Raw genomic sequence first — 21,067 nt, 5'->3', positions numbered from 1 at the left:
GCGCGCGGCGTCGGATGCGGTGCGTCGCAAGACGGAGGGGCATCCGCATACTGGGCGTATTCGGGCGTTCCGACAGCGAAGCGAGAGGCCGTAGCCGTCGTCGTGCGCCCGCCGGGGGTTACGGGACAGCCCTCATGGCCTGTCCGGGCGGCGGGCCGAACGCGAAAGTGCCGGTGGCGGAGGAGGGGGTTTGTCCTCTGCCACCGGCTGCTTCGGTCGGCCGACCGGCCGTACGTTCAGGCGTCAGGTGCGCGAGACGTCAGTCGTCGTCGCCGTCATCGCCGTCGTCGTCACCACCGCGGTCGTCGTCGTGACCGTCGTCGTCCCGGCCGTCGTCGTCGCCGTGGTCGTCACCCCGGTCGTCGTCTTTGTCGTCCGCGCGGTCGTCACCCTCGTCGTCCTTGTCGTCCGCGCGGTCGTCCCGGCCGTTGTCGTCCTTGTCGTCCTTGTCGTCCGCACGGTCGTCCCGGCCGTCGTCGTCCCCGTCGTCGCCCCGGCCCGCCGCCACGGCGCCGGACGACATGTCGACCGTCACCGCGTGCGTACGGCCGTCGTCACCGCGCACCGTCACCTCCCAGTGGCCGGCCTTGCGGTCGTCGTCGTCCGCGTCGACCGATGTGACGGCGCCGGGGTGCTTCTTGAGCGCGGCCGCCGCCGCTCCCGAGGCGTCCACCCCGGCGCCTTTCACCGCGGCGCGCTCGTGGCGGTCGTCGTCGCTGTCGTCATCGTCGTCGTTGTCCGCGCGGACCGAGCCGGTCGCGGCGTCGACCCGCAGGTCGTACCACTTGCCGTCCTGGCCGATGATGTCGACCTCCCAGTTCCGGCCTCGGGACGAGCCGTCGTCGTCATCGTCGTCGTCCAGGTCGATCGACTCCACCTTGCCGGGGTGCTGCTTCAGCGCCGCCGCGGCCGCCTGCCGCGCGGTGAGGCTCGACGTCGTCGCCGAGGTGTCGTCCTTGCCGTTGCCGCCGTTGTCCGTGCCGTCGTCGTTCCCGTCGTCGTCCCTGCCGTCGTCACCGCCGCCCGCGCCGTTCACCAGTGACGCCGAGGAGACCGACTCCGGCACGGCGCCGCCGCCGGAGCCGGTGGCGCCCCCGGCGACCGCGGTGTACGTACCGCCGCCGATCAGGGCCGCGGTCGCGATGCTGGCGATGACAAGATTGCGCTTCATGAGGGTTCCTCCCCGTCGGGCCGTTTCGCTCGACCTCAATCTGGCTGAGGGAAGCTGAAGGCAGCCTGAAGCCACCTGAAGGTTTCTTCAGGTTCGTTTTGGGAGGCTGTGCGCATGCGCCTGTTGATTGTCGAGGACGAGAAGCGGCTCGCGGTGTCGCTGGCCAAGGGCCTGCGGGCCGAGGGCTTCGCCGTGGACGTCGTGCACGACGGCCTGGAAGGGCTGCATCTGGCCGGTGAGGGCGCGTACGACCTGGTAGTGCTCGACATCATGCTGCCCGGTATGAACGGCTATCGCGTCTGCGCGGCCCTGCGCGCCGCCGGCAACGACGTACCGATCCTGATGCTGACGGCCAAGGACGGCGAGTACGACGAGGCCGAGGGCCTGGACACCGGCGCAGACGACTATCTGACCAAGCCGTTCTCGTACGTCGTGCTCGTCGCCCGGGTCAAGGCGCTGCTGCGCCGCAGGGGTTCGGCCGGTGCCTCGCCCCTGCTGCGTATCGGCACCCTCACGGTGGACACCGCGACCCGCCGCGTCCACCGGGGGGACACCGAAGTCGCCCTGACCGCCAAGGAGTTCGCGGTTCTCGAACAGCTCGCTGTGCGGGCGGGGCAGATCGTGGGCAAGCCCGAGATCCTGGAGCACGTCTGGGACTTCGCGTACGACGGCGATCCCAACATCATCGAGGTCTACATCAGCGCCCTGCGCCGCAAGCTGGGCGCCACGACGATCCAGACGGTGCGCGGCGCCGGCTACCGGCTGGTGGCCGTATGAGGCGCCCGTTCTCCTCCGTACGGTCCCGGGCCGCGCTCGCCGCGACCGCCGTGGTGGCGGTGGCGCTGGTGGCCGCCGCGTTCGCCCTGCTGTTCGCGCTGCGCTCCAACCTGACCAACCAGGCGGCACGGGAGGCCGACCAGTACTCGCTGGAGGTCGCCCAGCAGATCGCGAACCGGGTGCTTCTCGGCGACCTGGATCTGCCGGGGAACCAGGACCACCCGACCCAGGTGATCGACGCGAAGGGCCGGCTGGTCGTCGCGAGTGAGGACCTGGAGAAGATCACCGGTACCGGGGTGCCCGCCGTGAGCCCCGCGTCGCCCCCGGCCACCGCGCCGCCGACCCCCACCCCCTCGCCCACGCCGACCGGCGACGACGATGACGATGACGACGACAGCGGCGGTGACGACGACAGCGGCGGTGACGACGACAGCGGGGACGACCAGGACGACGACAACCCGGCCCCCGAGACCCCGGCCGACGGAAAGGTCGACCGGCCCGAGACGCACCCCACCGGAAGTGCGACCGTCGACGGCAGGTCCGCGGACTACATATTCTCCGAGCGCCGGGTCAGGGGCCTCGCGGGCGGCCCGTACACCGTCCTCACGGGCTCCTCGCTCGGCCCGCAGCAGACCGCCGTCCGCGCGACCACCATCGCGATGGTCGTCGGCGTGCCCGCTCTGCTGGTCGTCGTCGGCGGGGTGACCTGGCTGGTCACGCGGCGCGCGCTGAGGCCCGTGGAGGGCATCCGGCGCGAGATGGCCGCGATCACCGCCTCCGAGGATCTGACGAGGCGGGTGCCGGAGCCGGCGACCCACGACGAGGTCGCCAAGCTGGCCCGTACGACCAACGAGACGCTCACCGCGCTCGAAGCCTCCGTCGACCGTCAGCGGCGCTTCGTCGCGGACGCCTCGCACGAGTTGCGCAGTCCGATCGCCTCGCTCCGTACACAGCTCGAAGTGGGGGAGGCGCACCCGGAGTTGCTGGATGTGCCGGGCGCGGTCGCCGACACCGTACGGCTCCAGCAACTCGCCGCCGACCTGCTGCTGCTCGCCCGTCTGGACGCGGGGGAGCACGCCGGGAGTACGCGGCTGGATCTGGCCGCGCTGGTACGTGAGGAGGTCTCGCAGCGCTCGACCGACCGGATCCCGGTGACGCCGGACGTCCGGGACAGCGCCGAAGTGGCGGGCTCCCGCGGCCAGTTGGCGCGGGTGCTGGGCAATCTGCTGGACAACGCGCAGCGCCACGCGGCGGGTGAGGTGCGGGCGACGGTGCGCCGGGAGGGCGGCCAGGTGGTGCTCGCCGTCTCCGACGACGGGGCCGGGGTGCCGGAGGCGGAGCGGGAGCGGATCTTCGAGCGGTTCGTACGGCTCGACGACGCCCGCAGCAGGGACGACGGCGGCGCGGGGCTCGGCCTCGCGATCGCCCGCGACGTGGCACACCGGCACGGCGGCACGCTGGACGTCGGACGTGCCGAGGCGGGCGGCGCCCGGTTCGAACTGCGCCTGCCCGCCGCCGGCCGGGAACCGGCCAGGGCGGTACCCGCCCCCGCGTCAGCTCTTGGCGCGGCGCCCGCGCAGGTGCTCGGCGACCGGCGTGAGTGACGTGCTCAGCGCGTCGAGCGCCTCGGGCGGCAGCAGGTCGATGAAGTGCTCCCGTACGGAGGCGACATGGTGCGGGGCGACCTCCTGCATGGTCTCCATGCCCTTGTCGGTGAGGACGGCGAAGAGGCCGCGGCGGTCGGACTCGCAGTTCTCGCGGCGCACCAGGCCCGCGGTCTCCAGCCGGGTGATCTGGTGCGAGAGACGGCTCTTGGACTGGAGGGTGGCGGCGGCGAGGTCGCTCATCCGCAGCCGTCTCTCCTCGGCCTCGGAGAGGTTGACCAGGATCTCGTAGTCGTTGTTCGTCAGTCCGAACGGTTGGAGGTCCTTCTCCAGCTGGTGCATCAGCAGCCTGCTGACATCCAGATGGGTGCGCCAGGTGCACTGCTCCGCGTCATTCAGCCAGCGGGTGGCCGTCTCGGTCTCCATATATGAATTCTACCTAAGATGTTGAAAATTGGACGAAGTCGGCGACTGTGACCCCGAGCACAGAAAAGGCGCACACGTTCGAGGTCACACTCCGCAGACTACCGCTCACAGTCCGAAGCGTCGCTGGAGGTCTCCCAGCTGTCCGGGCATCCGCGGCGTACCGCCCGGCTGTCCTGCGGGCTGTCCGCCACCGCCGCCGCCCGGTACCCCGGGCTCGTTCGGCACCACACCGCGCGCCGTCTCGGCCATCAGGGCTTCGCTCGACTGGAGCAGTACGGTGCCCGCCCCGACGAACTCGAACTGATGCTCCTCGCCCGACGACCCGCCGAGCCCGCTCATCGCGCGCAGCCCGCCCATCAGCCCGGTCATATAGGCGTGGTCGTAGTGGTGGCACGGCGAGGGGCAGTCGGCCCAGCCCACCAGCGCCTGCGGGTCCACCCGGATCGGCGGCTCCATGAAGACCACCGGGCCGTTCGAGGCGGCCACGAACTTCCCCGTACCGATGAGGGTCAGGAAGCCCGGCACGATCGACTGTTTGAGCGCCAGCGACGGCTCGTACGCCAGCAGATTCCCGGACCGGACGGTCAGATTGCCGTTCTCCAGGTCGAAGGAGTTGACGTCGAAGGCGCGGTCGGCCAGCAGCATCTTGCCGCTGCCCTCCGCCACCACCCAGTCGCTCGCGTGCAGCGGCGAGTGGAAGCTGCTGCGCACCAGGCGGTCGAGCCGGCCGTGTCCGATCCCGTTGAAGTCGATCCGCCCGTAATAGGCGATCATCTTGCCCTTCTGGAGGAACCACTGGCTCCCTTTGAGCTCCACGCAGAAGGTGTACGCGTTGACGTTGTCGTCGCTCGGCAGCGTCGTCGGGTCATGGGTCCCCTCGGGCCCAGAGGCCCTGGGGATACCCCACTCGGGCGTGCTCACAGCTTCTCCTCCGACGCCTGGACGTACACCGCACCGTTGCCGCTCAGCTCCAGCTGGAAGGCCTCGCCCGAGCCCCGGCCCACCATGTCGCGCCAGCCGACGGCGGTCGAGAGCTTGTTGCGGACATCACCGTGGTGGGCGACATAGGCCTGCGGGTCGACATGGACCGTACGGCCCTGGCCGATCGGCAGCTCGATGATCCCGCCGTGCGCCATCACGGCGACCGAGCCATGGCCCTTGAGCGTCGTGGTGAACAGGCCCTGGCCCGTCACCTGGCCGCGCACCATGCCCATGACGCCGCCCTGCGCGCCCATGAACATCGTGCCCTGCTCCAGCGTCCCGTCGAAGGCGAGCAGCCGGTCGGCCTCCACGTACAGGGTGTCGCCGGTCAGCTCGATCACCTGGATGTGATGGCCGCCGTGGCCGAACATCACCGTGCCGCATGGGGTCTCCCCAGGGCCGCCGGGCCCGAGGGGAACCTCGACCGTCATCAGCGGGGTCGCCTCGCCCGCCACGCGCCGGCCGATCATCGACATCAGCCCGCCCTGGCCGCCCGCCGTGTTCGGCGTGAAGGTGACATCGCCCCGGTAGGCGAGCATCGCGCCGCGCTGGCTGAACATCCTCTGGCCGGGCGCCACCGTCGCCTCGACCATCTTCGAGTTGATCTCCCGGAACGGCATCAGACATCGCCCCCGACGGTGTTGCGCTCGCTCGGCTGTACGTACACGAGCCCGTCGCCCTCGAAGCGCATCTGGAATGCCTCGCCGCCGCCCTCGCCCATGATGGTCCGGAAGTTCACACCGGACTGGAGATTCTGCTGGAGGTTGCCCTGGTGCGCCACGTACGCGCCCGGGTCGACGGAGAGCGGGTACTGCGGTGTCACGCGCAGCACCACCGCCGCGCCGTCCGACATGATCGCCGCCTGGCCGGTGCCCTCGACGGTCGTCGTGAAGAGGCCGTTGCCGCTCGCGCCGCCGCGCAGGCCGGTGAAGCTGGTGCCGGTGCGCAGTCCGCCGTCCGTGCACAGGAGGTTGCTCGCCTCCACGTACAGCTTGTCGCCGTGCAGCGAGACGAGACTGATCTGGCTCGCCCGGTCCGCGAAGAAGCAGGTGCCCTCGCCCTTCACCTCCATCATGACCATCTGTTCGCCGGTGAGGCGCCGGGTCACCATGCCCCGTATGCCCTCACCGCCGCCGGACAACTTCTTGAACGCCATCCGGCCGTCGTAGGCGACCATCGAGCCGTTCTTCGCCCGCACGGAGTCGCCCGTCATGTCGACGGCGAGCACCTTGCTGCCTTGGAGTCGGAACTGAGCCACGGGTCGACGGTATCCGGGCCCGGATAAAAAGCGGGCAAAGCCCGGTGTCACAATGGGACGTCGCTTGTGCGCGCGTTCACAAGATGATCATGCGCGCGGGTGATCCGCGGCGATCCCGCGCGGCGATCACGGCGGAGCACCCGGCGACGATCGCGACGCCCCCCCGACGACCGACGACGAAGGTGCCTGCCCCGTGGACATCAAGACCGCCTCATCCCTCCACCGTCTCCGCCTGGTATCGGCGCCGGAGGCCGTGTCGTTCCTGCTGCTGCTCGTCTGCTCCGTGCTCAAGCGCACGACGGACTTCAACGCCGTCCCGGTGATGGGCGCGATCCACGGGCTGCTCTTCGTCCTCTACGTGATCTTCTGGCTGGACGCCTGGAAGCGCGTCCGCTGGCCGCTGGGGACCGCCGCCCTCTACTTCGTGCTGTCGGTCCTGCCGACCGGCGGCTTCTTCGCGGAGCGCAAGCTCAAGCGTGAGGCCGAGGACGAGGTCATCGCGTCCCGCGCCCGCCGCGAGGGTACGGTCAGCGCATGATCGTCGCCTTTTCCATCACACCGCTCGGCGTGGGCGAGGACGTCGCCGAGTACGTCGCGGACGCCGTCCGCGTCGTACGCGAGTCCGGGCTGCCGAACCACACCGATGCCATGTTCACCTCCGTCGAGGGCGAGTGGGACGAGGTGATGGACGTGGTCAAGCGGGCGGTCGCGGCCGTCGAGGCGCGGGCCCCGCGGGTGTCCCTCGTCCTGAAGGCCGACGTGCGGCCCGGGGTCACCGACGCCCTCAACTCGAAGGTCGAGTCGCTGGAACGGCACCTCGCCGGCTGACGGCGCCCGCCGGCCGCGCTTCTCACGTCACCTCACCCCACCGGGTCAGGCACCACCGGATCCGGCGGTCAGGGGCACGCCCCCGGCCGCCGGATCCGTCGTCAGATCCGCGATTTCCACCGCCGCTTCGGCGCCCCTTACTGCCACTCGCACGGACGACCCCAGTCGACACGCCGAGGTATATCCACTTTTCTGAGGATATCGACCTCGCTCACACGCTGGAGTTGACTGGAGGCACCGTGCGGCCGGAGGGCTACGACTACGACACCTACAGCCGTCTCGCCGGCCCCCTGACCGAGCCGGACCGGACGGCCGCCTACCAGGTGCAGTACCGGAGTCTTCTCGCGCGGGAACCTCACCGGGTGCGCGCGGTCCTGTTGATGATCATGGCCCCGCTCCTCTCCGGAGTGCTGCTGGTCTATCTCGTCTGGCCCACCCACTGGACCGAACGCGAGGGCGCCGCCCGCTGGCTCGTCGCCTTCGACACCGTGATGCTCGTGTCGATCGGGCTCATCGCCCTCTTCATGCTGGTCAACGTCGCCTCCATCGCACACGCGACGCTCGTCGCCAGGGACCCCGTCCCCGTCGTCGCCGAGGTGGGCACCCGGGTCGCCTTCGTCACCACGTACGTCCCCGGCAAGGAACCGCTCTCCATGCTGCGGGCCACCCTCGAAGGAGCCGTACGGCTGCGCCACCGCGGCCCCCTCGACGTCTGGCTCCTCGACGAGGGCGACGATCCGTCCGCCCGGCTGCTCTGCCGGGAGCTGGGGGTGTGTCACTTCAGCCGCCTCGGCGTACCGGAGTGGAACAGGAAGAAAGGCGTCCACAAGGCCCGTACCAAACACGGCAACTACAACGCCTGGCTCGCGATGTACGGCGACGACTACGACTTCTTCGCCTCCGTCGACACCGACCACATCCCCCTGCCCAACTTCCTGGAGAGGATGCTGGGCTTCTTCCGTGACCCGGACGTCGCCTTCGTCGTCGGACCGCAGGTCTACGGCAACTACGACGCGGCGGTCACCAAGGCGGCCGAGTCCCAGCAGTTCCTCTTCCACGCGCTGATCCAGCGGGCCGGCAACCGCTACCACGCGCCCATGTTCGTCGGCACCAACAACGCCGTACGGGTCAGCGCCCTCAAGCAGGTCGGCGGCCTCTACGACTCCATCACCGAGGACATGGCCACCGGCTTCGAACTGCACCGCAGGAGGAACCCGCAGACCGGACGGTTCTGGCGGTCCGTCTACACGCCCGACGTCCTCGCCGTCGGCGAGGGCCCCGCCTCCTGGACCGACTTCTTCACCCAGCAGCTGCGCTGGTCGCGGGGGACGTACGAGACCATCCTCCGGCAGTACGGCAAGGCGGTGTTCCGGGTGCCGCCCGGCCGGCTGCTCAGCTACACGCTGATGCTCGTCTACTACCCGATGACCGCCGTCAACTGGCTGCTCGGAATCCTCAGCTGTGTTCTCTTCCTCTGGCTCGGCGCCTCCGGCACGCAGGTGTCGTCCTCGCTCTGGCTGATGCTCTACAGCGACGCCGCCGCCTGCCAGATCGGGCTCTACCTCTGGAACAGGCGCCACAACGTCTCGCCGCACGAGCCCAGCGGCTCCGGCGGGATCGCCGGAATGGCCATGTCGGCACTCTGCGCGCCCCTCTATCTCAAGTCGCTGGGCTCGGCGGTGCTGCGCACGCAGGGCCGGTTCGTGGTCACCCCGAAGGGCCACGAGACCAGCGCCGACCGGCCCATGACCTTCCGGCTGCATCTGTTCTGGGCGGCGGTGCTCACGAGTTCGCTCGCGGCGTCCGTGTACTTCGGCAACACGCACGCCGCGATGCGCACCTGGGCCGTACTGGCCCTGGTCATCTCGCTCGCCCCGGTCGCCGTCTGGGGCTGGACCACCCTGCGCGGGCGCCGCGACGCGGGGCGCGTCCCGGTGCCGGCCGTCGACGGGCCGGAGCAGTCGGAGCCCGCTCTCGCCACGACGACGACAGGAGGGAACTGACCCATGGCCTACCGGCCCTCGCGGAAGTTCAAGAAGACGCTGCTCGGCGGCGGAGCGGTGGTGCTGCTGATGTCGCTCAACGCGCCGGCGGCCATCTCCTTCGCGGAGGACAAGTACCACGCGTACAAGATCGCGCAGCCCGGGTACAAGGCGCGGTACGGCTCCTGGGAGGTGCTCGACGTTCCGAAGGAGTACCGCACCAACGCCATCCACGCCGCGCTGCTGCGCACCGGCAAGGTGCTGCTCATCGCCGGGTCCGGCAACAGCCAGCAGAAGTTCGACGCGGGCACCTTCGACACCGTCCTGTGGGACCCGGCGGACAACTCGTACCGGAAGATCCCCACCCCCGAGGACTTCTTCTGCTCGGGCCACTCCCAACTGGCCGACGGGCGGCTGCTGGTGGCGGGTGGCACCGCGCGCTACGAGGTCCTCGACGGAGAGGTCGACCGGGCAGGCGGCGGGATGCGGGTGAAGAACGAGAGCCCGGACAGGGAGCGGACCTTCCGGAAGGGCACCCGCTTCAGGTCCCCTTCGGGTGTCGAGTACGTGAGCAAGTTCGACGTCACCGTGCCCAGGGCGAAGCGGGACTTCAAGATCACGTACGCCAAGGGCGGCCGGATGCTGCCCTGGAAGACCAAGGTCACGGCGGGCGAGGCGCGGGTCTTCGTGGAAGCCGTCGACAAGGGGCCGCGGGCGCTGACGACGGAGGCCGCGCAGTACCAGATCGTCGGCCTCAAGGGCAAGGACGCGGGCAACTACTATGGCCTGGCGCAGAAGCTGACCACCGAGAAGCAGGATTTCCAGGGCATCAAGGCGGCGTACGAGTTCGATCCGGTGGCGGAGAAGTACATCCGGGTGGACCCGATGAAGGAGGCCCGCTGGTACCCGACGCTGGTCACCCTCCAGGACGGCCGGGTGCTCGCCGTCTCGGGTCTGGACGACGTCGGCGCCGTACTGACGGGGGACAACGAGATCTACGACCCCACGTCCAAGAAGTGGTCCAAGGGCCCGACGCGCTACTTCCCGACCTATCCCGCGCTCTTCCTCACCAAGGGCGGCAAGATCTTCTACTCGGGGTCGAACGCGGGGTACGGCCCCGCCACGGCGGGCCGTCAGCCCGGACTGTGGGACCTGCGGAAGAACATCTTCACGAAGGTCGACGGGCTCAGCCAGCTGGACCAGACGGAGACCTCGGCCTCACTGGTGCTGCCGCCCGCGCAGGACCAGAAGGTCATGGTCCTCGGTGGGGGCGGGGTCGGCGAGTCGTCCAAGGCCACGGGCCGTACGGCGATCGTGGACCTCGACGAGGACAGTCCGGCCTTCCGGGCCGGGCCGGATCTGCCGCAGGGGACGCGCTACCTGAGCAGCGTGATCATGCCGGACGACACGGTCTTCACCAGCGGCGGCTCGTCCGACTACCGGGGGCGGAGCGCAAGCGACATCCTCAAGGCGCAGTTCTACGACCCGAAGACCAACACCTTCACGAAGGCGGCCGACCCGACGGTGGGCCGCAACTACCACTCCGAGGCGCTGCTGCTGCCCGACGGGCGGGTGGCGACCTTCGGCTCCGACCCGCTCTTCGACGACGCGGACAACACGAAACTCGGCACGTTCGAGCAGCGGGTGGAGATCTACACGCCGCCCTCCTTGGAAGGCGAGCGCGCGAAGCGGCGGCCGGTGCTGGGGGAGGGACCGGCGGAGCTCGACCAGAACGGGCGGGCCACCTTCCGTATGGAGCATCCGGAGCGGATCGCGAAGGCGCGGCTGATGCGGCCGAGCGCCGTGACGCACAGCACGGACGTGGAGCAGCGCTCCATCGAACTCGGGATGACCAAGCGGGGCGGCTCGCTGACGGTGGACGTGCCGTCGGACCCGACGCTGGTGCCGCCGGGCTGGTACATGCTGATCGTCACGGACACGGCGGGGGTGTCGTCGGAGGCGAAGTGGATCCAGGTGAAAGGCGATTCCTGAGTCCCTGGGGCGTGTCCGGTGAGTAGCGGCGCGACGCCTGGCACGCGCGCTCGCCGCGTTGTCCTCAGTCATCCACGTACGTCCAGTACGAGGATGATCCTCCGCCATGCGATCGCACGCACCAGACGCCGCGGGCCCCGCCCTTCGGGCCAACGACGCCACTTCTGAAACACGCCCTAGCCACGCGCGCGGCGGGCGAGTCCGAGTGCGTAGTCCGGCCACCAGGTGCCGGCCGCCGGGCCGCCCCGGCAGGGACCGTCCGAATCGCCGGGCCGTTTGATCCACAGAAACGCGTCGACCAGGGCGTCACCGGTCTCGGTGGTCGGCGGCGTACCGAGCGATCTGCCCGGCGGATTGCACCAGGCCTCGTCCCGCTCATCCGTGAGGGGGCCGGCGCCGTTGCGGCTGGTGTCGACGGTGAAGTGGGCGCCGTCGAGCAGTCCGGAGAGCTTGGTGCCGAAGTCCTTGACCGCCTCGTCCGTCTGGAAGTTGGAGACGTTGAGCGAGAAGCCGTCCGCCCTGGCGACCCCGGCCGTGCGCAGCGGCTCGGCGATCTTCGACGGCTCCTTGATCCAGGCCGGGTTGCCCGCGTCCAGATAGACCTTGGTGGCCGGCTGCTGCTTCAGCCGGTCGATCGCCTCCGAGAGAAGCTGGTTGCGCTCCCCGTGGTGCTCGGCGGGGGTGCAGCCGTCCACCAGGTGGGAGACGGCGTCCGGCTCCAGGATCACCAGGGCGCGCGCGTCGCCGATGGCGTCGGCGAAGGAGTCGATCCAGTCGAGGTAGCCCTGGCTGTCGCGGGCGCCGCCGGCGGAGTACAGGCCGCAGTCGCGGTGCGGGATGTTGTACGCGACGAGGACCACCGTGCGCTTTCCGGCGGCGCCCTTCACGGCCTTGCGGATCTCGGGCGCGGGGTCGTCACCGGCGGGCCAGTCGGCCACGGGGCGTTCGGAGATCCGCTTGAGGGTCTTGGCGTCCTCGGTACGGCCCTGTGCCTGCCACTGTTCGACCTGGCGCGCGGCGTCGCTCCGCGGGTCGACCCAGAACGGGGAACCGGCGGTCGGGGCGGCCTCGCCCCGTACGGCCGCGGCCCCCGTCCTGTCCCGCTCGGGGGCGTCGGAGCCGGAGGAGCAGCCGGCGAGTGCGAATACGGCGGTGGCGGCGGTGGCGATGGAGACGAGGCGCGTGGTGCGGCTGGACATCCAGCCCCCTTGAACGACCGGAGAAGCACAGGACCGGGCAATCGTGACATAACGGTCACGCTCTGTGGCGCTACGACACCGCGAGCTCCGCCGAACCGACCCCGGGCAATCCGGGAGTAGGGGCAGACCGCCATATGACCACTGGGTAAGGTCGTCGGCGTGTCCAAGCCGCTCAGCCTCGCCTTCGATCCCATCGCCCGAGCCGACGAGCTCTGGCAGCAGCGCTGGGGGCCCGTGCCGTCGATGGGCGCGATCACCTCGATCATGCGGGCCCACCAGATCCTGCTCGCTCAGGTCGACGCGGTGGTCAAGCCGTACGGACTGACCTTCGCCCGGTACGAGGCGCTGGTGCTGCTCACCTTCTCCAAGGCCGGTGAGCTGACCATGTCAAAGATCGGCGAGCGGCTGATGGTCCACCCGACGTCCGTCACGAACACGATCGACCGTCTGGTCAGGTCCCGCCTGGTCGACAAGCGCCCCAACCCCAACGACGGCCGCGGCACCCTCGCCTCCATCACCGACAAGGGCCGCGAGGTCGTCGAGGCCGCGACCCGCGATCTGATGGCGATGGACTTCGGCCTCGGGGCGTACGACGCGGAGGAGTGCGCCGAGATCTTCGCGATGCTGCGCCCGCTGCGCGTCTCCGCCCAGGACTTCGACGAGAGCTGAGCCGTCCGCCCGCCGGACCGGCCCTGCGACGCCCCCGGGCCCCGCCGTCGGAAGGGATTATTCGGGTCGTTACGCTCGGGGTCATGAAACAGAGCATCCTGACCCGCTACCGGGTCATGGCGTACATCACCGCCGTCTGGCTGCTGGTCTTCACCGTCGCCATCGTCATGAAATACGGCTTCGACACCGGCGACACCATGGTGATCTCCCAGATCCACGGTGTGCTCTTCATCGTCTACGTCGTCTTCGCCTTCGACCTGGGCTCCAAGGCGAAGTGGCCCTTCGGCAAGCTCCTGTGGGTGCTGGCCGCCGGCTGCGTCCCGGTGGCCTCCTTCTTCGTGGAACCGAAGATCACCAAAGAGGTCCAGCCGCTGATCGCGCGCGACGAGACCGCCCCCGTCGAAGCCTAGGGCGCCCCGGCTCCTCCACCGCCGCGAGGAAAACTCGTGGCGGTGTGCGTTCGACATTTACTAGGACGTCCTAGTAAATTCAAGGTATGGACGCTCACGCGCACGCCGACACCGCAGCCATCGAGGAAGGCCGCCAGCGCTGGCAGGCCCGTTACGACAAGGCCCGCAAGCGGGACGCGGACTTCCATACGCTCTCCGGCGACCCCGTCGAGCCGGTCTACGGGCCGCGTCCGGGTGACACGTACGAGGGCTTCGAGCGGATCGGCTGGCCGGGTGAGTACCCCTTCACCCGCGGCCTGCACGCGACCGGCTACCGGGGCCGTACGTGGACGATCCGCCAGTTCGCGGGCTTCGGCAACGCGCGCCAGACGAACGAGCGCTACAAGACCATCCTCGCCAACGGCGGCGGCGGCCTCTCCGTGGCCTTCGACATGCCGACCCTCATGGGCCGCGACTCCGACGACCCGCGCGCCCTCGGCGAGGTCGGCCACTGCGGCGTCGCGATCGACTCCGCCGCCGACATGGAGGTCCTCTTCGGCGACCTCCCGCTCGGCGACGTCACGACGTCCATGACCATCAGCGGCCCCGCCGTCCCGGTCTTCTGCATGTATCTCGTCGCCGCCGAGCGTCAGGGCATCGACCCCGCCGTACTGAACGGCACGCTCCAGACCGACATCTTCAAGGAGTACATCGCGCAGAAGGAGTGGCTCTTCCAGCCCGAGCCCCATCTGCGGCTGATCGGCGACCTGATGGAGCACTGCGCGGCGTCCATCCCCGCGTACAAGCCGCTCTCCGTCTCCGGCTACCACATCCGCGAGGCCGGGGCCACGGCCGCGCAGGAGCTCGCGTACACCCTCGCCGACGGCTTCGGCTACGTGGAACTGGGCCTCTCGCGCGGCATGGACGTCGACGTGTTCGCCCCCGGCCTCTCCTTCTTCTTCGACGCGCATCTCGACTTCTTCGAGGAGATCGCCAAGTTCCGGGCCGCGCGCCGGATCTGGGCGCGCTGGATGAAGGAGATGTACGGCGCGAAGACGGACAAGGCCCAGTGGCTGCGCTTCCACACCCAGACGGCGGGTGTCTCGCTCACCGCGCAGCAGCCGTACAACAACGTCGTACGGACCGCGGTCGAGGCCCTCTCCGCGGTCCTCGGCGGCACGAACTCGCTGCACACCAACGCCCTGGACGAGACCCTGGCGCTGCCCAGCGAGCAGGCCGCCGAGATCGCGCTCCGTACCCAGCAGGTGCTGATGGAGGAGACCGGCGTCGCCAACGTCGCCGACCCGCTGGGCGGTTCCTGGTACGTCGAGCAGCTCACCGACCGTATCGAGGCCGACGCGGAGAAGATCTTCGAGCAGATCAAGGAGCGCGGCCTGCGGGCGCACCCCGACGGGCAGCACCCCATCGGCCCCATGACGTCCGGCATTCTGCGCGGCATCGAGGACGGCTGGTTCACCGGCGAGATCGCGGAGTCCGCCTTCCAGTACCAGCGCGCCCTGGAGAAGGGCGAGAAGCGGGTCGTCGGCGTCAACGTCCATCACGGCTCGGTCACCGGCGACCTGGAGATCCTGCGCGTCAGCCACGAGGTCGAGCGCGACCAGGTGGTGGAGCTGGCGGACCGCAAGGCCGCCCGCGACGACGCCCGTGTCCGTACGGCGCTGGACGCGATGCTGGTCTCCGCGCGCGACGGGTCGAACATGATCGGCCCCATGCTCCAGGCTGTCCGTGCGGAGGCGACGCTGGGCGAGATCTGCGGCGTGCTGCGGGACGAGTGGGGCACGTACACGGAGCCGCCCGGCTTCTGACCCCGCGGCCCCGGGGACGCCGTACGTCTCAGCCGCCGGCCCGCGCGCTCGTGCGCGGCAGGTCGCTGTCGCCGCCCAGGTTGTCGATCATGCGGCGCAGGACGTTCAGGGCCGCCGCGTACTCCTCCGGCGTGATGCCCCGGTGCACCCGCTCGTCGACCTTCGTCAGCCGCTCCTTGGCACGGAGCCGGCCGGCCTCGCCCGCCTCGGTGAGGACGAACGTGCCCGACTCCTCGGCCAGCCGGCCGCGGGCGATCAGATCGCCGTACACGGCGTCGAAGTCGCTGTCCTGGTCGTCGAAGGGCGCGAGCTGGTCGGTGAGCCGGCCCCAGGCCCCAGGCCCCGGGCGCGCCCGCGACGTGGTTGAGCGTCCACCAGTGCGGCTGTGTCAGGTCCTCGGTGGCCAGCTCCGCGCGGATGCTGCCGACGACACGGCGCATCGTCGCGCCGCTCCAGTAGCCGATGGGCTGGGTGGCCAGTTCCTCGGGGGTGTACTCCGATACGGTCATGGCGGCGTCCTCCGTGGCGCGGGAGCTTCGGGATCGGTACGGCCACGACGCTGGAATCCCAAGCCCACTTGAGGTCAAGGGGCTCGGGGCCGGTGGATCAGGCCCCCCGGTGGCTCAGGGACTCATGAGCCCTGGATCGCGGCGAGCCCGCCCACCAGCAGCAGCGTGAAGCCCCGCGCCCAGTCCTCGTCCACCGGCTCCGCGCTCACCAGCGTCCGGTGCACCACCGCGCCCGCGATCACGTCGAAGATCAGGTCGGCGTTGCGGGCGGCCGTCCCGGGGTCGCTCTCGTACGCCAACTCGCCCCGTGCCTGCGCCCGTTCACGGCCCTTGAGTACAAGACCCTTCTGCCGGTCGACGATCGCCGTACGGATCCGGTCCCGCAGCGCGTCGTCCCGCGTCGACTCGGCGACCACCGCCATCAGCGCCGTCTTGGTCTCCGGCCGCTCCAGCAGAGCGGCGAACTGGAGCACGACGCCCTCGATGTCGGCCGTGAGGCTGCCCCGGTCGTGGATCTCGATCTCGTCGAAGATGACGGCGACCGCGTCGACCACCAACTCGTTCTTGCTCGCCCACCGCCGGTACAGCGTGGTCTTGGCGACGCCGGCGCGCGCGGCGACGTCCCCCATCGACAGCTTGGACCAGCCCAGCTCCACCAGCGCCGCCCGCGTCGCCAGCAGGATCGCGGTGTCGGCCGCGGCGCTGCGGGGACGGCCGGAGCGGGTGGGATTCACATGGCGGCGGCTCAGCATGCCCGCGACCATACCCGCCGGTAGGGAATCCGCTGTGAGTCAGTTCACCGGATGAATCTCACACGGACGGGGGAGCTTGCGGTTACGCTACGACCCGTAGCGAAAGACCGTTTCTTCAAGGGCGGTTCTTGAGCGACGACCACTGGTACGGGGTGGGGACCCCGTACGAACCCATGTCCCCCACGGGGGACTTGCCCCGTACGTGTTCAGGTCATGCGCGGGGTCCGACGAGGCATGACCACCGTGTCCGCCCGTGCGCCCCGCAGCCCGCGGGGGGTCCGGGGGCGGGCGCGGTTCTGTGTGGGCGGTACAAACTGTCCGATTGCTTTTCACTTGCGCGCGCGGAGAGGGGAGGATGTACTCATGCAGCCTAGGAACATGTCCATGAGCGGCGTCGTCGATCTCGCCGCGGTGAAGGCGGCCGGTGAGGCCAAGGCCAAGGCCGAGCAGGCCCGCGCCGAGGCGGCCCGTCGGGGCGACACCGGTGCCGTACCCCCCTCCAGTCTTGTGATCGACGTCGACGAGGCGGGCTTCGAGCGCGATGTCCTCCAGCGCTCCGCCGAGGTCCCGGTCGTCATCGACTTCTGGGCCGAGTGGTGCGAGCCGTGCAAGCAGCTCAGCCCCGTGCTGGAGCGGCTGGCCCGTGAGTACAACGGCCGGTTCGTTCTGGCCAAGGTCGACGTCGACGCGAACCAGATGTTGATGCAGCAGTTCCAGATCCAGGGCATCCCGGCGGTCTTCGCCGTGGTGGCCGGTCAGGCACTGCCCCTCTTCCAGGGCGCGGCCCCGGAGATCCAGATCCGCGAGACGCTGGACCAGCTGATCCAGGTCGCCGAGCAGCGCTTCGGGCTCACCGGCCTCACCGTCGACGGGGAGGCCGGCGCGGCGGACGAGGAGGCCGAGCCGGTGGAGCAGGTCGGTCCGTACGACGCACTGCTCGAAGCCGCCGTACGCGCGCTGGACGCCAACGACTTCGGCGGCGCCGCGCAGGCGTACCGCAACGTGCTCGCGGACGACCCCGGCAACACGGAGGCGAAGCTCGGTCTCGCCCAGGCCGAACTGCTCGCCCGGGTCGGGGGGTTGGACCCCCAGCAGGTGCGCAAGGACGCGGCGGAGCGGCCCGACGACGTCATCGCGCAGATCGCCGCCGCCGACCTCGACCTGGTCGGCGGTCATGTGGAGGACTCCTTCGGCCGGTTGGTCGAAGCCGTACGGCGCATGGCCGGGGAGGACCGGGACATGGCGCGGCTGCGGCTGCTCGAACTCTTCGAAGTGATCGGCTCGGACGATCCCCGGGTGACCGCGGCCAGGTCGGCACTCGCCAGGGTTCTTTTCTGACGTCCCACCGGCTCCGTACGGTGTTCCGGGGCCACTCATAACGATTTGCCGACCCGACGGCACCGACGACCCCGCTTTGCCAAAACTTGGCAAAGCGGGGTCGCTGTTACTGCGAGTAAATCAACCGGCTTGTTCTGTCCGGTTATTGGCGGTATTCGCGAGTTCTGTCGGGGCGGTTCGAGGCACCCTGCGTGCCCGCTCGACGGCACCCCGTTGCCCCTCGGACAGTCACCCATTACCAGCCAGTAACGAACCCCCTTGTGTCCCGAGCGCGAATACACCACGATCGTCCACGCTCGGTCCAATAGCGCACCGGCGCGGCGATCCGGCCGTGGCCACCGCATGTTGGATCCCCACCGGGCGGGCCGGCGGAGCAGTGGCGCCGACCCACGGACAGGGGGGTTCCCGCCGACCGGCGGGGCCTGTCCGGCGGCCACGCGCCAGGCGTGGTCCAGTGGTTGTCGCTCGGGGGTGATCGTCGGTGATTCTGACGCGGCCCGGTCCGCGTGAACGCACGGACGCTCTCCTTCCCGAGGACGTAGCACTTCTCCCATCCCAGGACGGGCCGAGGCCCGATCCGGAGATGTACGTCCGAGAAGGAGGAAAGTGATGGAGTCCCAAGCACGTGGCGGGACCAGATGGAAGCGGTTCGCCGTCGTCATGGTGCCGAGCGTGGCCGCGACGGCCGCGATAGGTGTCGCTCTCGCACAGGGCGCGCTCGCCGCGTCGTTCAGTGTGTCGGGGCAGAGTTTCAAGGTCTCGGCCGACCAGTTGGTCGGCCAGGACTTCGTTCAGTACGGCAGCATCGCCGACGGCACCGATCTCAAGGGCAACAAGACCGCCCATCCGGTGGCCGTTTCCGGCTTCAGCTCGGCCACGATCAGCAACATGTGCCAGTCGGTGGTCACTCCGGACGTCCCGATCTTCGGCAGTGTCAGCCTTGAGCTGCGCGCCGGCCGGGAGTCCGCGAAGCCGGTCAAGGCGACCAACCTGTATCTGGACGTCGCCCAGCTCGACGCCGACGCCAAGTTCAAGAACATCGACATCGGTGTGGCGGCCGGCGACACGAGGATCCAGCCGGGGACCGAGAAGAAGGTCAACCGGTTCGGTTTCGCACAGCGCGCGGAAGAGGCGACGCTGACGGATGTGAAGCAGACGGCGTGGGCGACCACGGCCGGCACCTTCGAGCTCAGTGGTCTGAGCCTGAAGCTGCACAAGGGCGTCAAGGAGTGCTACTAGACCCTCACCGGGTCTTGAGCACTCCGCCCCTCGGGCGGGCGCGCCCCGTCTGACGCGGTCGCGTCCGCCCACTCCCCAAATCTCTCACAGCAACACCGGTACCAGGGAGCTGTTTTCCATGAGCGCCGAGTCTTCGGAACCCCGCGGCCGATTCACGTACTGGCGGCTGCGTTTCCGCGCCTGGCGGGGTACTCGGCCTTTCTGGGCGGGGCTTCTGACACTCCTCAGCGGAGTGCCGATCGCCTACTTCCCTTACGCCGAACTGAAGTTGGGCCATCTCACACTGACGATGGCCACCACGGCGGGCGCGGGCTCGCTGATCATCGGCGTCCTGCTCGCCACGCTGGGTCTGACGATGTGGTTCCAGAGCATCGTGCGCGTCTTCGCCGGCGTGGCCACGATCCTGCTGGGACTCGTCTCGATCCCCGTGTCCAACATCGGCGGATTCATGATGGGCGCGACGCTCGCCCTCATCGGCGGAGGTCTCTCCATATCGTGGGCGCCGGGCGGGTCGGCGGACCCGGACGAGGAGCACGCCGCCGATCAAGCCGACGGCCGGCCGGCCAAGCACGCGGCCGTACGGCGGCAGACGTTCAAGCCCGAGGGCGGTCCCGTCGACCAGGGGGCCCCGGACGGGGGTGGGGACGACCCTTTTCTCCCCGGCCCGCATGACGGGGGCCCGAATCTGACGGATGCGACTGCTCATGCCAACGGCGGGAGGAACAGTGCGGGGTGAGGACACGCGGTCGGAGACGGCCGGAGGCGGGCAGGCCCGCGAGAGAAGCGGCCCGCGCCACGCCGCCCCCAGGAAGTCGCTGCTGACGAAGCTCCAGATCCCGGCCGGCAAGGCGTTCGCCCTGGCCGCGATGCCGACGGCGGTGTTCGTCGGGATGGGGCTCACGCCCCGGCTCGCGCTCGCCGACGGCGACAAGGACATCCCGTTCGCGCCGGGACCGTGCGTCACGCGCTCCGACGAGCCGCCGGAGGAGTCGGCTTCGCCCTCGGAGAAGCCGTCCGGGAAGCCGTCGGACGACGCGTCCGGGGATCCGTCAGGGGATTCCACGGACGGGCCGGAGCCGCCCGCGGGCGGTGACGGGGACGACGACGGTCCCGAGCCCTCGCCCGGCGAGACGCCGCCCGCGTCCGACGCGGACGAGCCCGCCACGCCCAGGGAGCCCGCGCCGGAGCCGAGCGCGTCCCAGTCCAAGGAACCGCTGGACCCACTGGGTCTGGGGGACGCGCTGGGTGACCTTCTCGGCGTACCGGAGGAGGAGACGGACAAGCCTGCCGACCCGTCGCCCGAGAAGCCGACGGACTCCGAGACGGACTCCGACGCGGACGCCGACGCCGGGACGGACGAGTCCGACAGCGACACGCCGGACGCGGAGTCGGACAAGGCAGGCGACGACAGCGCCGCCGACCGTACCGAGGACGCCATCAGGGACGCCGCGGACAAGGCCGGGGCGGAGGTCGAGGAACTGGACGACGCCGCGAAGGGGCTCGAAGCCCGCAAGGACGACGACATCCCCGAGGGCGCCGACGGCAAGCCGCGCTTCCCCTGCCCGGAGGCCGACCCGGAGGCGCTGGCCGCCGCCGAACTGGAGCCCGGCATTCCGCTGTTGCCGGACGACCCGTGGAAGCTGGAGAGCACCAAGCTCACGCTGCGGGGTCTGGACTACCACGGCATCGTCGAGGTGAAGACGGGCAGCGGAAAGATCAAGAAGGCCCTGAAGTTCACCGCCTCGGAGGTGGACATCAAGGACCTGCACCAGAAGGTCGTCTACCCGGAGGGCCGCACGGCGCACGTGGCGAGCAGGGAGAGTTCCACGTCGACCATCCGTGACGGTCAAGTCACCATGTACACGGAGCAGTTGAAGGGCAACCTGTTCGGTCTGATCCCGATCGTGTTCAGCCCCGACACGCCGCCTCCGCTCAATGTCCCGTTCGCGTTCTTCACGGACGTCGAGGTTCTTCAGGCGGGCCAGTTCGGCGGCACACTCACCGTTCCCGGACTGCGGAACTTCATCACCGACTAGGTGTATTGACTCGCAGGGTTGTTCACACGGCTGATGGGCGGGTGTCCGCCCAGTGCGGTGTGGCAGCGGTGGTGGTTGTAGGTGTGGAGGA

The 21,067-nt window shown here is 69.8% G+C and carries 21 protein-coding genes; 13 read left to right on the top strand and 8 right to left on the bottom strand.

Going from position 1 to position 21,067, the window contains the following annotated elements:
• Positions 1 to 259: 259 nt before the first annotated feature.
• Positions 260 to 1,171, bottom strand: coding sequence for a PepSY domain-containing protein (locus ACIBBB_RS15655; RefSeq protein WP_398982130.1), 912 nt, complete (start codon positions 1,169 to 1,171; stop codon positions 260 to 262).
• Between the two features lie 114 nt (positions 1,172 to 1,285).
• Here ACIBBB_RS15655 and ACIBBB_RS15650 point away from each other — a divergent pair, with 114 nt between their 5' ends.
• Both ACIBBB_RS15650 and ACIBBB_RS15645 read left to right on the top strand, forming a co-directional pair.
• Positions 1,286 to 1,948, top strand: a complete 663-nt coding sequence (locus ACIBBB_RS15650; protein ID WP_398982128.1) for a response regulator transcription factor — start codon at positions 1,286 to 1,288, stop codon at positions 1,946 to 1,948.
• Positions 1,945 to 3,552, top strand: coding sequence for a sensor histidine kinase (locus ACIBBB_RS15645; RefSeq protein WP_398982126.1), 1,608 nt, complete (start codon positions 1,945 to 1,947; stop codon positions 3,550 to 3,552). The genes ACIBBB_RS15650 and ACIBBB_RS15645 overlap by 4 nt, the downstream gene beginning before the upstream one ends.
• Here the strand turns inward: ACIBBB_RS15645 and ACIBBB_RS15640 are convergent.
• The 4 genes from ACIBBB_RS15640 to ACIBBB_RS15625 all read right to left on the bottom strand — a co-directional run bounded on the left by ACIBBB_RS15640 (position 3,502) and on the right by ACIBBB_RS15625 (position 6,217).
• Positions 3,502 to 3,978: a MarR family winged helix-turn-helix transcriptional regulator gene (locus ACIBBB_RS15640; protein WP_398982124.1), complete on the bottom strand. Its 477-nt coding sequence runs from the start codon at positions 3,976 to 3,978 to the stop codon at positions 3,502 to 3,504. The two genes, ACIBBB_RS15645 and ACIBBB_RS15640, sit on opposite strands and share 51 nt — an antisense overlap.
• A gap of 105 nt (positions 3,979 to 4,083) precedes the next feature.
• Entirely contained in the window at positions 4,084 to 4,899 is an 816-nt protein-coding gene (locus ACIBBB_RS15635) for an AIM24 family protein (protein WP_398982122.1), read from the bottom strand.
• Positions 4,896 to 5,579 (bottom strand): AIM24 family protein, encoded by a 684-nt coding sequence (locus tag ACIBBB_RS15630; RefSeq protein WP_398982120.1) that lies wholly within the window; start codon positions 5,577 to 5,579, stop codon positions 4,896 to 4,898. Before ACIBBB_RS15630 ends, ACIBBB_RS15635 begins: the two co-directional genes overlap by 4 nt.
• Positions 5,579 to 6,217, bottom strand: coding sequence for an AIM24 family protein (locus tag ACIBBB_RS15625; protein WP_398982118.1), 639 nt, complete (start codon positions 6,215 to 6,217; stop codon positions 5,579 to 5,581). The genes ACIBBB_RS15630 and ACIBBB_RS15625 overlap by 1 nt, the downstream gene beginning before the upstream one ends.
• Positions 6,218 to 6,410: 193 nt before the next feature.
• Here ACIBBB_RS15625 and ACIBBB_RS15620 point away from each other — a divergent pair, with 193 nt between their 5' ends.
• From ACIBBB_RS15620 to ACIBBB_RS15605, 4 genes are all read left to right on the top strand, one after another.
• Positions 6,411 to 6,755, top strand: a complete 345-nt coding sequence (locus tag ACIBBB_RS15620) for a DUF3817 domain-containing protein (protein WP_398982116.1) — start codon at positions 6,411 to 6,413, stop codon at positions 6,753 to 6,755.
• A complete protein-coding gene (locus ACIBBB_RS15615; protein WP_384197839.1) occupies positions 6,752 to 7,045 on the top strand; it encodes an MTH1187 family thiamine-binding protein in 294 nt (97 codons plus the stop codon). The genes ACIBBB_RS15620 and ACIBBB_RS15615 overlap by 4 nt, the downstream gene beginning before the upstream one ends.
• A 239-nt stretch (positions 7,046 to 7,284) precedes the next feature.
• Entirely contained in the window at positions 7,285 to 9,048 is a 1,764-nt protein-coding gene (locus tag ACIBBB_RS15610) for a glycosyltransferase family 2 protein (protein WP_398982760.1), read from the top strand.
• 3 nt (positions 9,049 to 9,051) lie between these two features.
• Positions 9,052 to 11,019: a galactose oxidase-like domain-containing protein gene (locus tag ACIBBB_RS15605; RefSeq protein WP_398982114.1), complete on the top strand. Its 1,968-nt coding sequence runs from the start codon at positions 9,052 to 9,054 to the stop codon at positions 11,017 to 11,019.
• A 176-nt stretch (positions 11,020 to 11,195) separates the two neighbouring features.
• Here ACIBBB_RS15605 and ACIBBB_RS15600 read toward each other — a convergent pair whose 3' ends face one another.
• Positions 11,196 to 12,218 carry a glycoside hydrolase family 6 protein gene (locus tag ACIBBB_RS15600; RefSeq protein WP_398982112.1) on the bottom strand — a complete coding sequence of 341 codons (1,023 nt, stop codon included), beginning with the start codon at positions 12,216 to 12,218 and terminating at the stop codon, positions 11,196 to 11,198.
• A gap of 159 nt (positions 12,219 to 12,377) precedes the next feature.
• On the opposite strand from ACIBBB_RS15600, the gene ACIBBB_RS15595 reads away from it, so the two are divergent.
• From ACIBBB_RS15595 to ACIBBB_RS15585, 3 genes are all read left to right on the top strand, one after another.
• Positions 12,378 to 12,887: a MarR family winged helix-turn-helix transcriptional regulator gene (locus ACIBBB_RS15595; RefSeq protein ID WP_398982110.1), complete on the top strand. Its 510-nt coding sequence runs from the start codon at positions 12,378 to 12,380 to the stop codon at positions 12,885 to 12,887.
• 83 nt (positions 12,888 to 12,970) lie between these two features.
• Positions 12,971 to 13,297, top strand: coding sequence for a DUF3817 domain-containing protein (locus ACIBBB_RS15590; protein ID WP_398982108.1), 327 nt, complete (start codon positions 12,971 to 12,973; stop codon positions 13,295 to 13,297).
• 86 nt (positions 13,298 to 13,383) lie between these two features.
• Positions 13,384 to 15,102 carry a methylmalonyl-CoA mutase gene (locus ACIBBB_RS15585; protein WP_398982106.1) on the top strand — a complete coding sequence of 573 codons (1,719 nt, stop codon included), beginning with the start codon at positions 13,384 to 13,386 and terminating at the stop codon, positions 15,100 to 15,102.
• Between the two features lie 28 nt (positions 15,103 to 15,130).
• Here the strand turns inward: ACIBBB_RS15585 and ACIBBB_RS15580 are convergent, their stop codons facing one another.
• Complete coding sequence (locus tag ACIBBB_RS15580; protein WP_398982104.1) at positions 15,131 to 15,373, bottom strand: hypothetical protein; 243 nt, start codon at positions 15,371 to 15,373, stop codon at positions 15,131 to 15,133.
• Positions 15,374 to 15,733: 360 nt separating this feature from the next.
• Complete coding sequence (locus ACIBBB_RS15575; protein ID WP_398982102.1) at positions 15,734 to 16,363, bottom strand: TetR/AcrR family transcriptional regulator; 630 nt, start codon at positions 16,361 to 16,363, stop codon at positions 15,734 to 15,736.
• A gap of 363 nt (positions 16,364 to 16,726) precedes the next feature.
• Between ACIBBB_RS15575 and ACIBBB_RS15570 the strand changes: the two genes are divergently transcribed.
• The 4 genes from ACIBBB_RS15570 to ACIBBB_RS15555 all read left to right on the top strand — a co-directional run bounded on the left by ACIBBB_RS15570 (position 16,727) and on the right by ACIBBB_RS15555 (position 20,976).
• Complete coding sequence (locus ACIBBB_RS15570; protein WP_398982100.1) at positions 16,727 to 17,701, top strand: tetratricopeptide repeat protein; 975 nt, start codon at positions 16,727 to 16,729, stop codon at positions 17,699 to 17,701.
• Between the two features lie 609 nt (positions 17,702 to 18,310).
• Entirely contained in the window at positions 18,311 to 18,940 is a 630-nt protein-coding gene (locus ACIBBB_RS15565) for a DUF6230 family protein (RefSeq protein ID WP_398982098.1), read from the top strand.
• Between the two features lie 118 nt (positions 18,941 to 19,058).
• Positions 19,059 to 19,676 carry a DUF6114 domain-containing protein gene (locus ACIBBB_RS15560; protein ID WP_398982096.1) on the top strand — a complete coding sequence of 206 codons (618 nt, stop codon included), beginning with the start codon at positions 19,059 to 19,061 and terminating at the stop codon, positions 19,674 to 19,676.
• On the top strand, positions 19,666 to 20,976 hold the full coding sequence (locus tag ACIBBB_RS15555) for a hypothetical protein (RefSeq protein WP_398982094.1): 1,311 nt from the start codon (positions 19,666 to 19,668) through the stop codon (positions 20,974 to 20,976). Before ACIBBB_RS15560 ends, ACIBBB_RS15555 begins: the two co-directional genes overlap by 11 nt.
• Positions 20,977 to 21,067: the final 91 nt, after the last annotated feature.

It is taken from the genome of Streptomyces sp. NPDC051217 (assembly GCF_044455465.1).
Taxonomy (GTDB): Bacteria; Actinomycetota; Actinomycetes; order Streptomycetales; family Streptomycetaceae; genus Streptomyces.
Note: the sequence above shows the minus strand (reverse complement) of the source record. Positions and strands in the feature narration are given on the sequence as shown.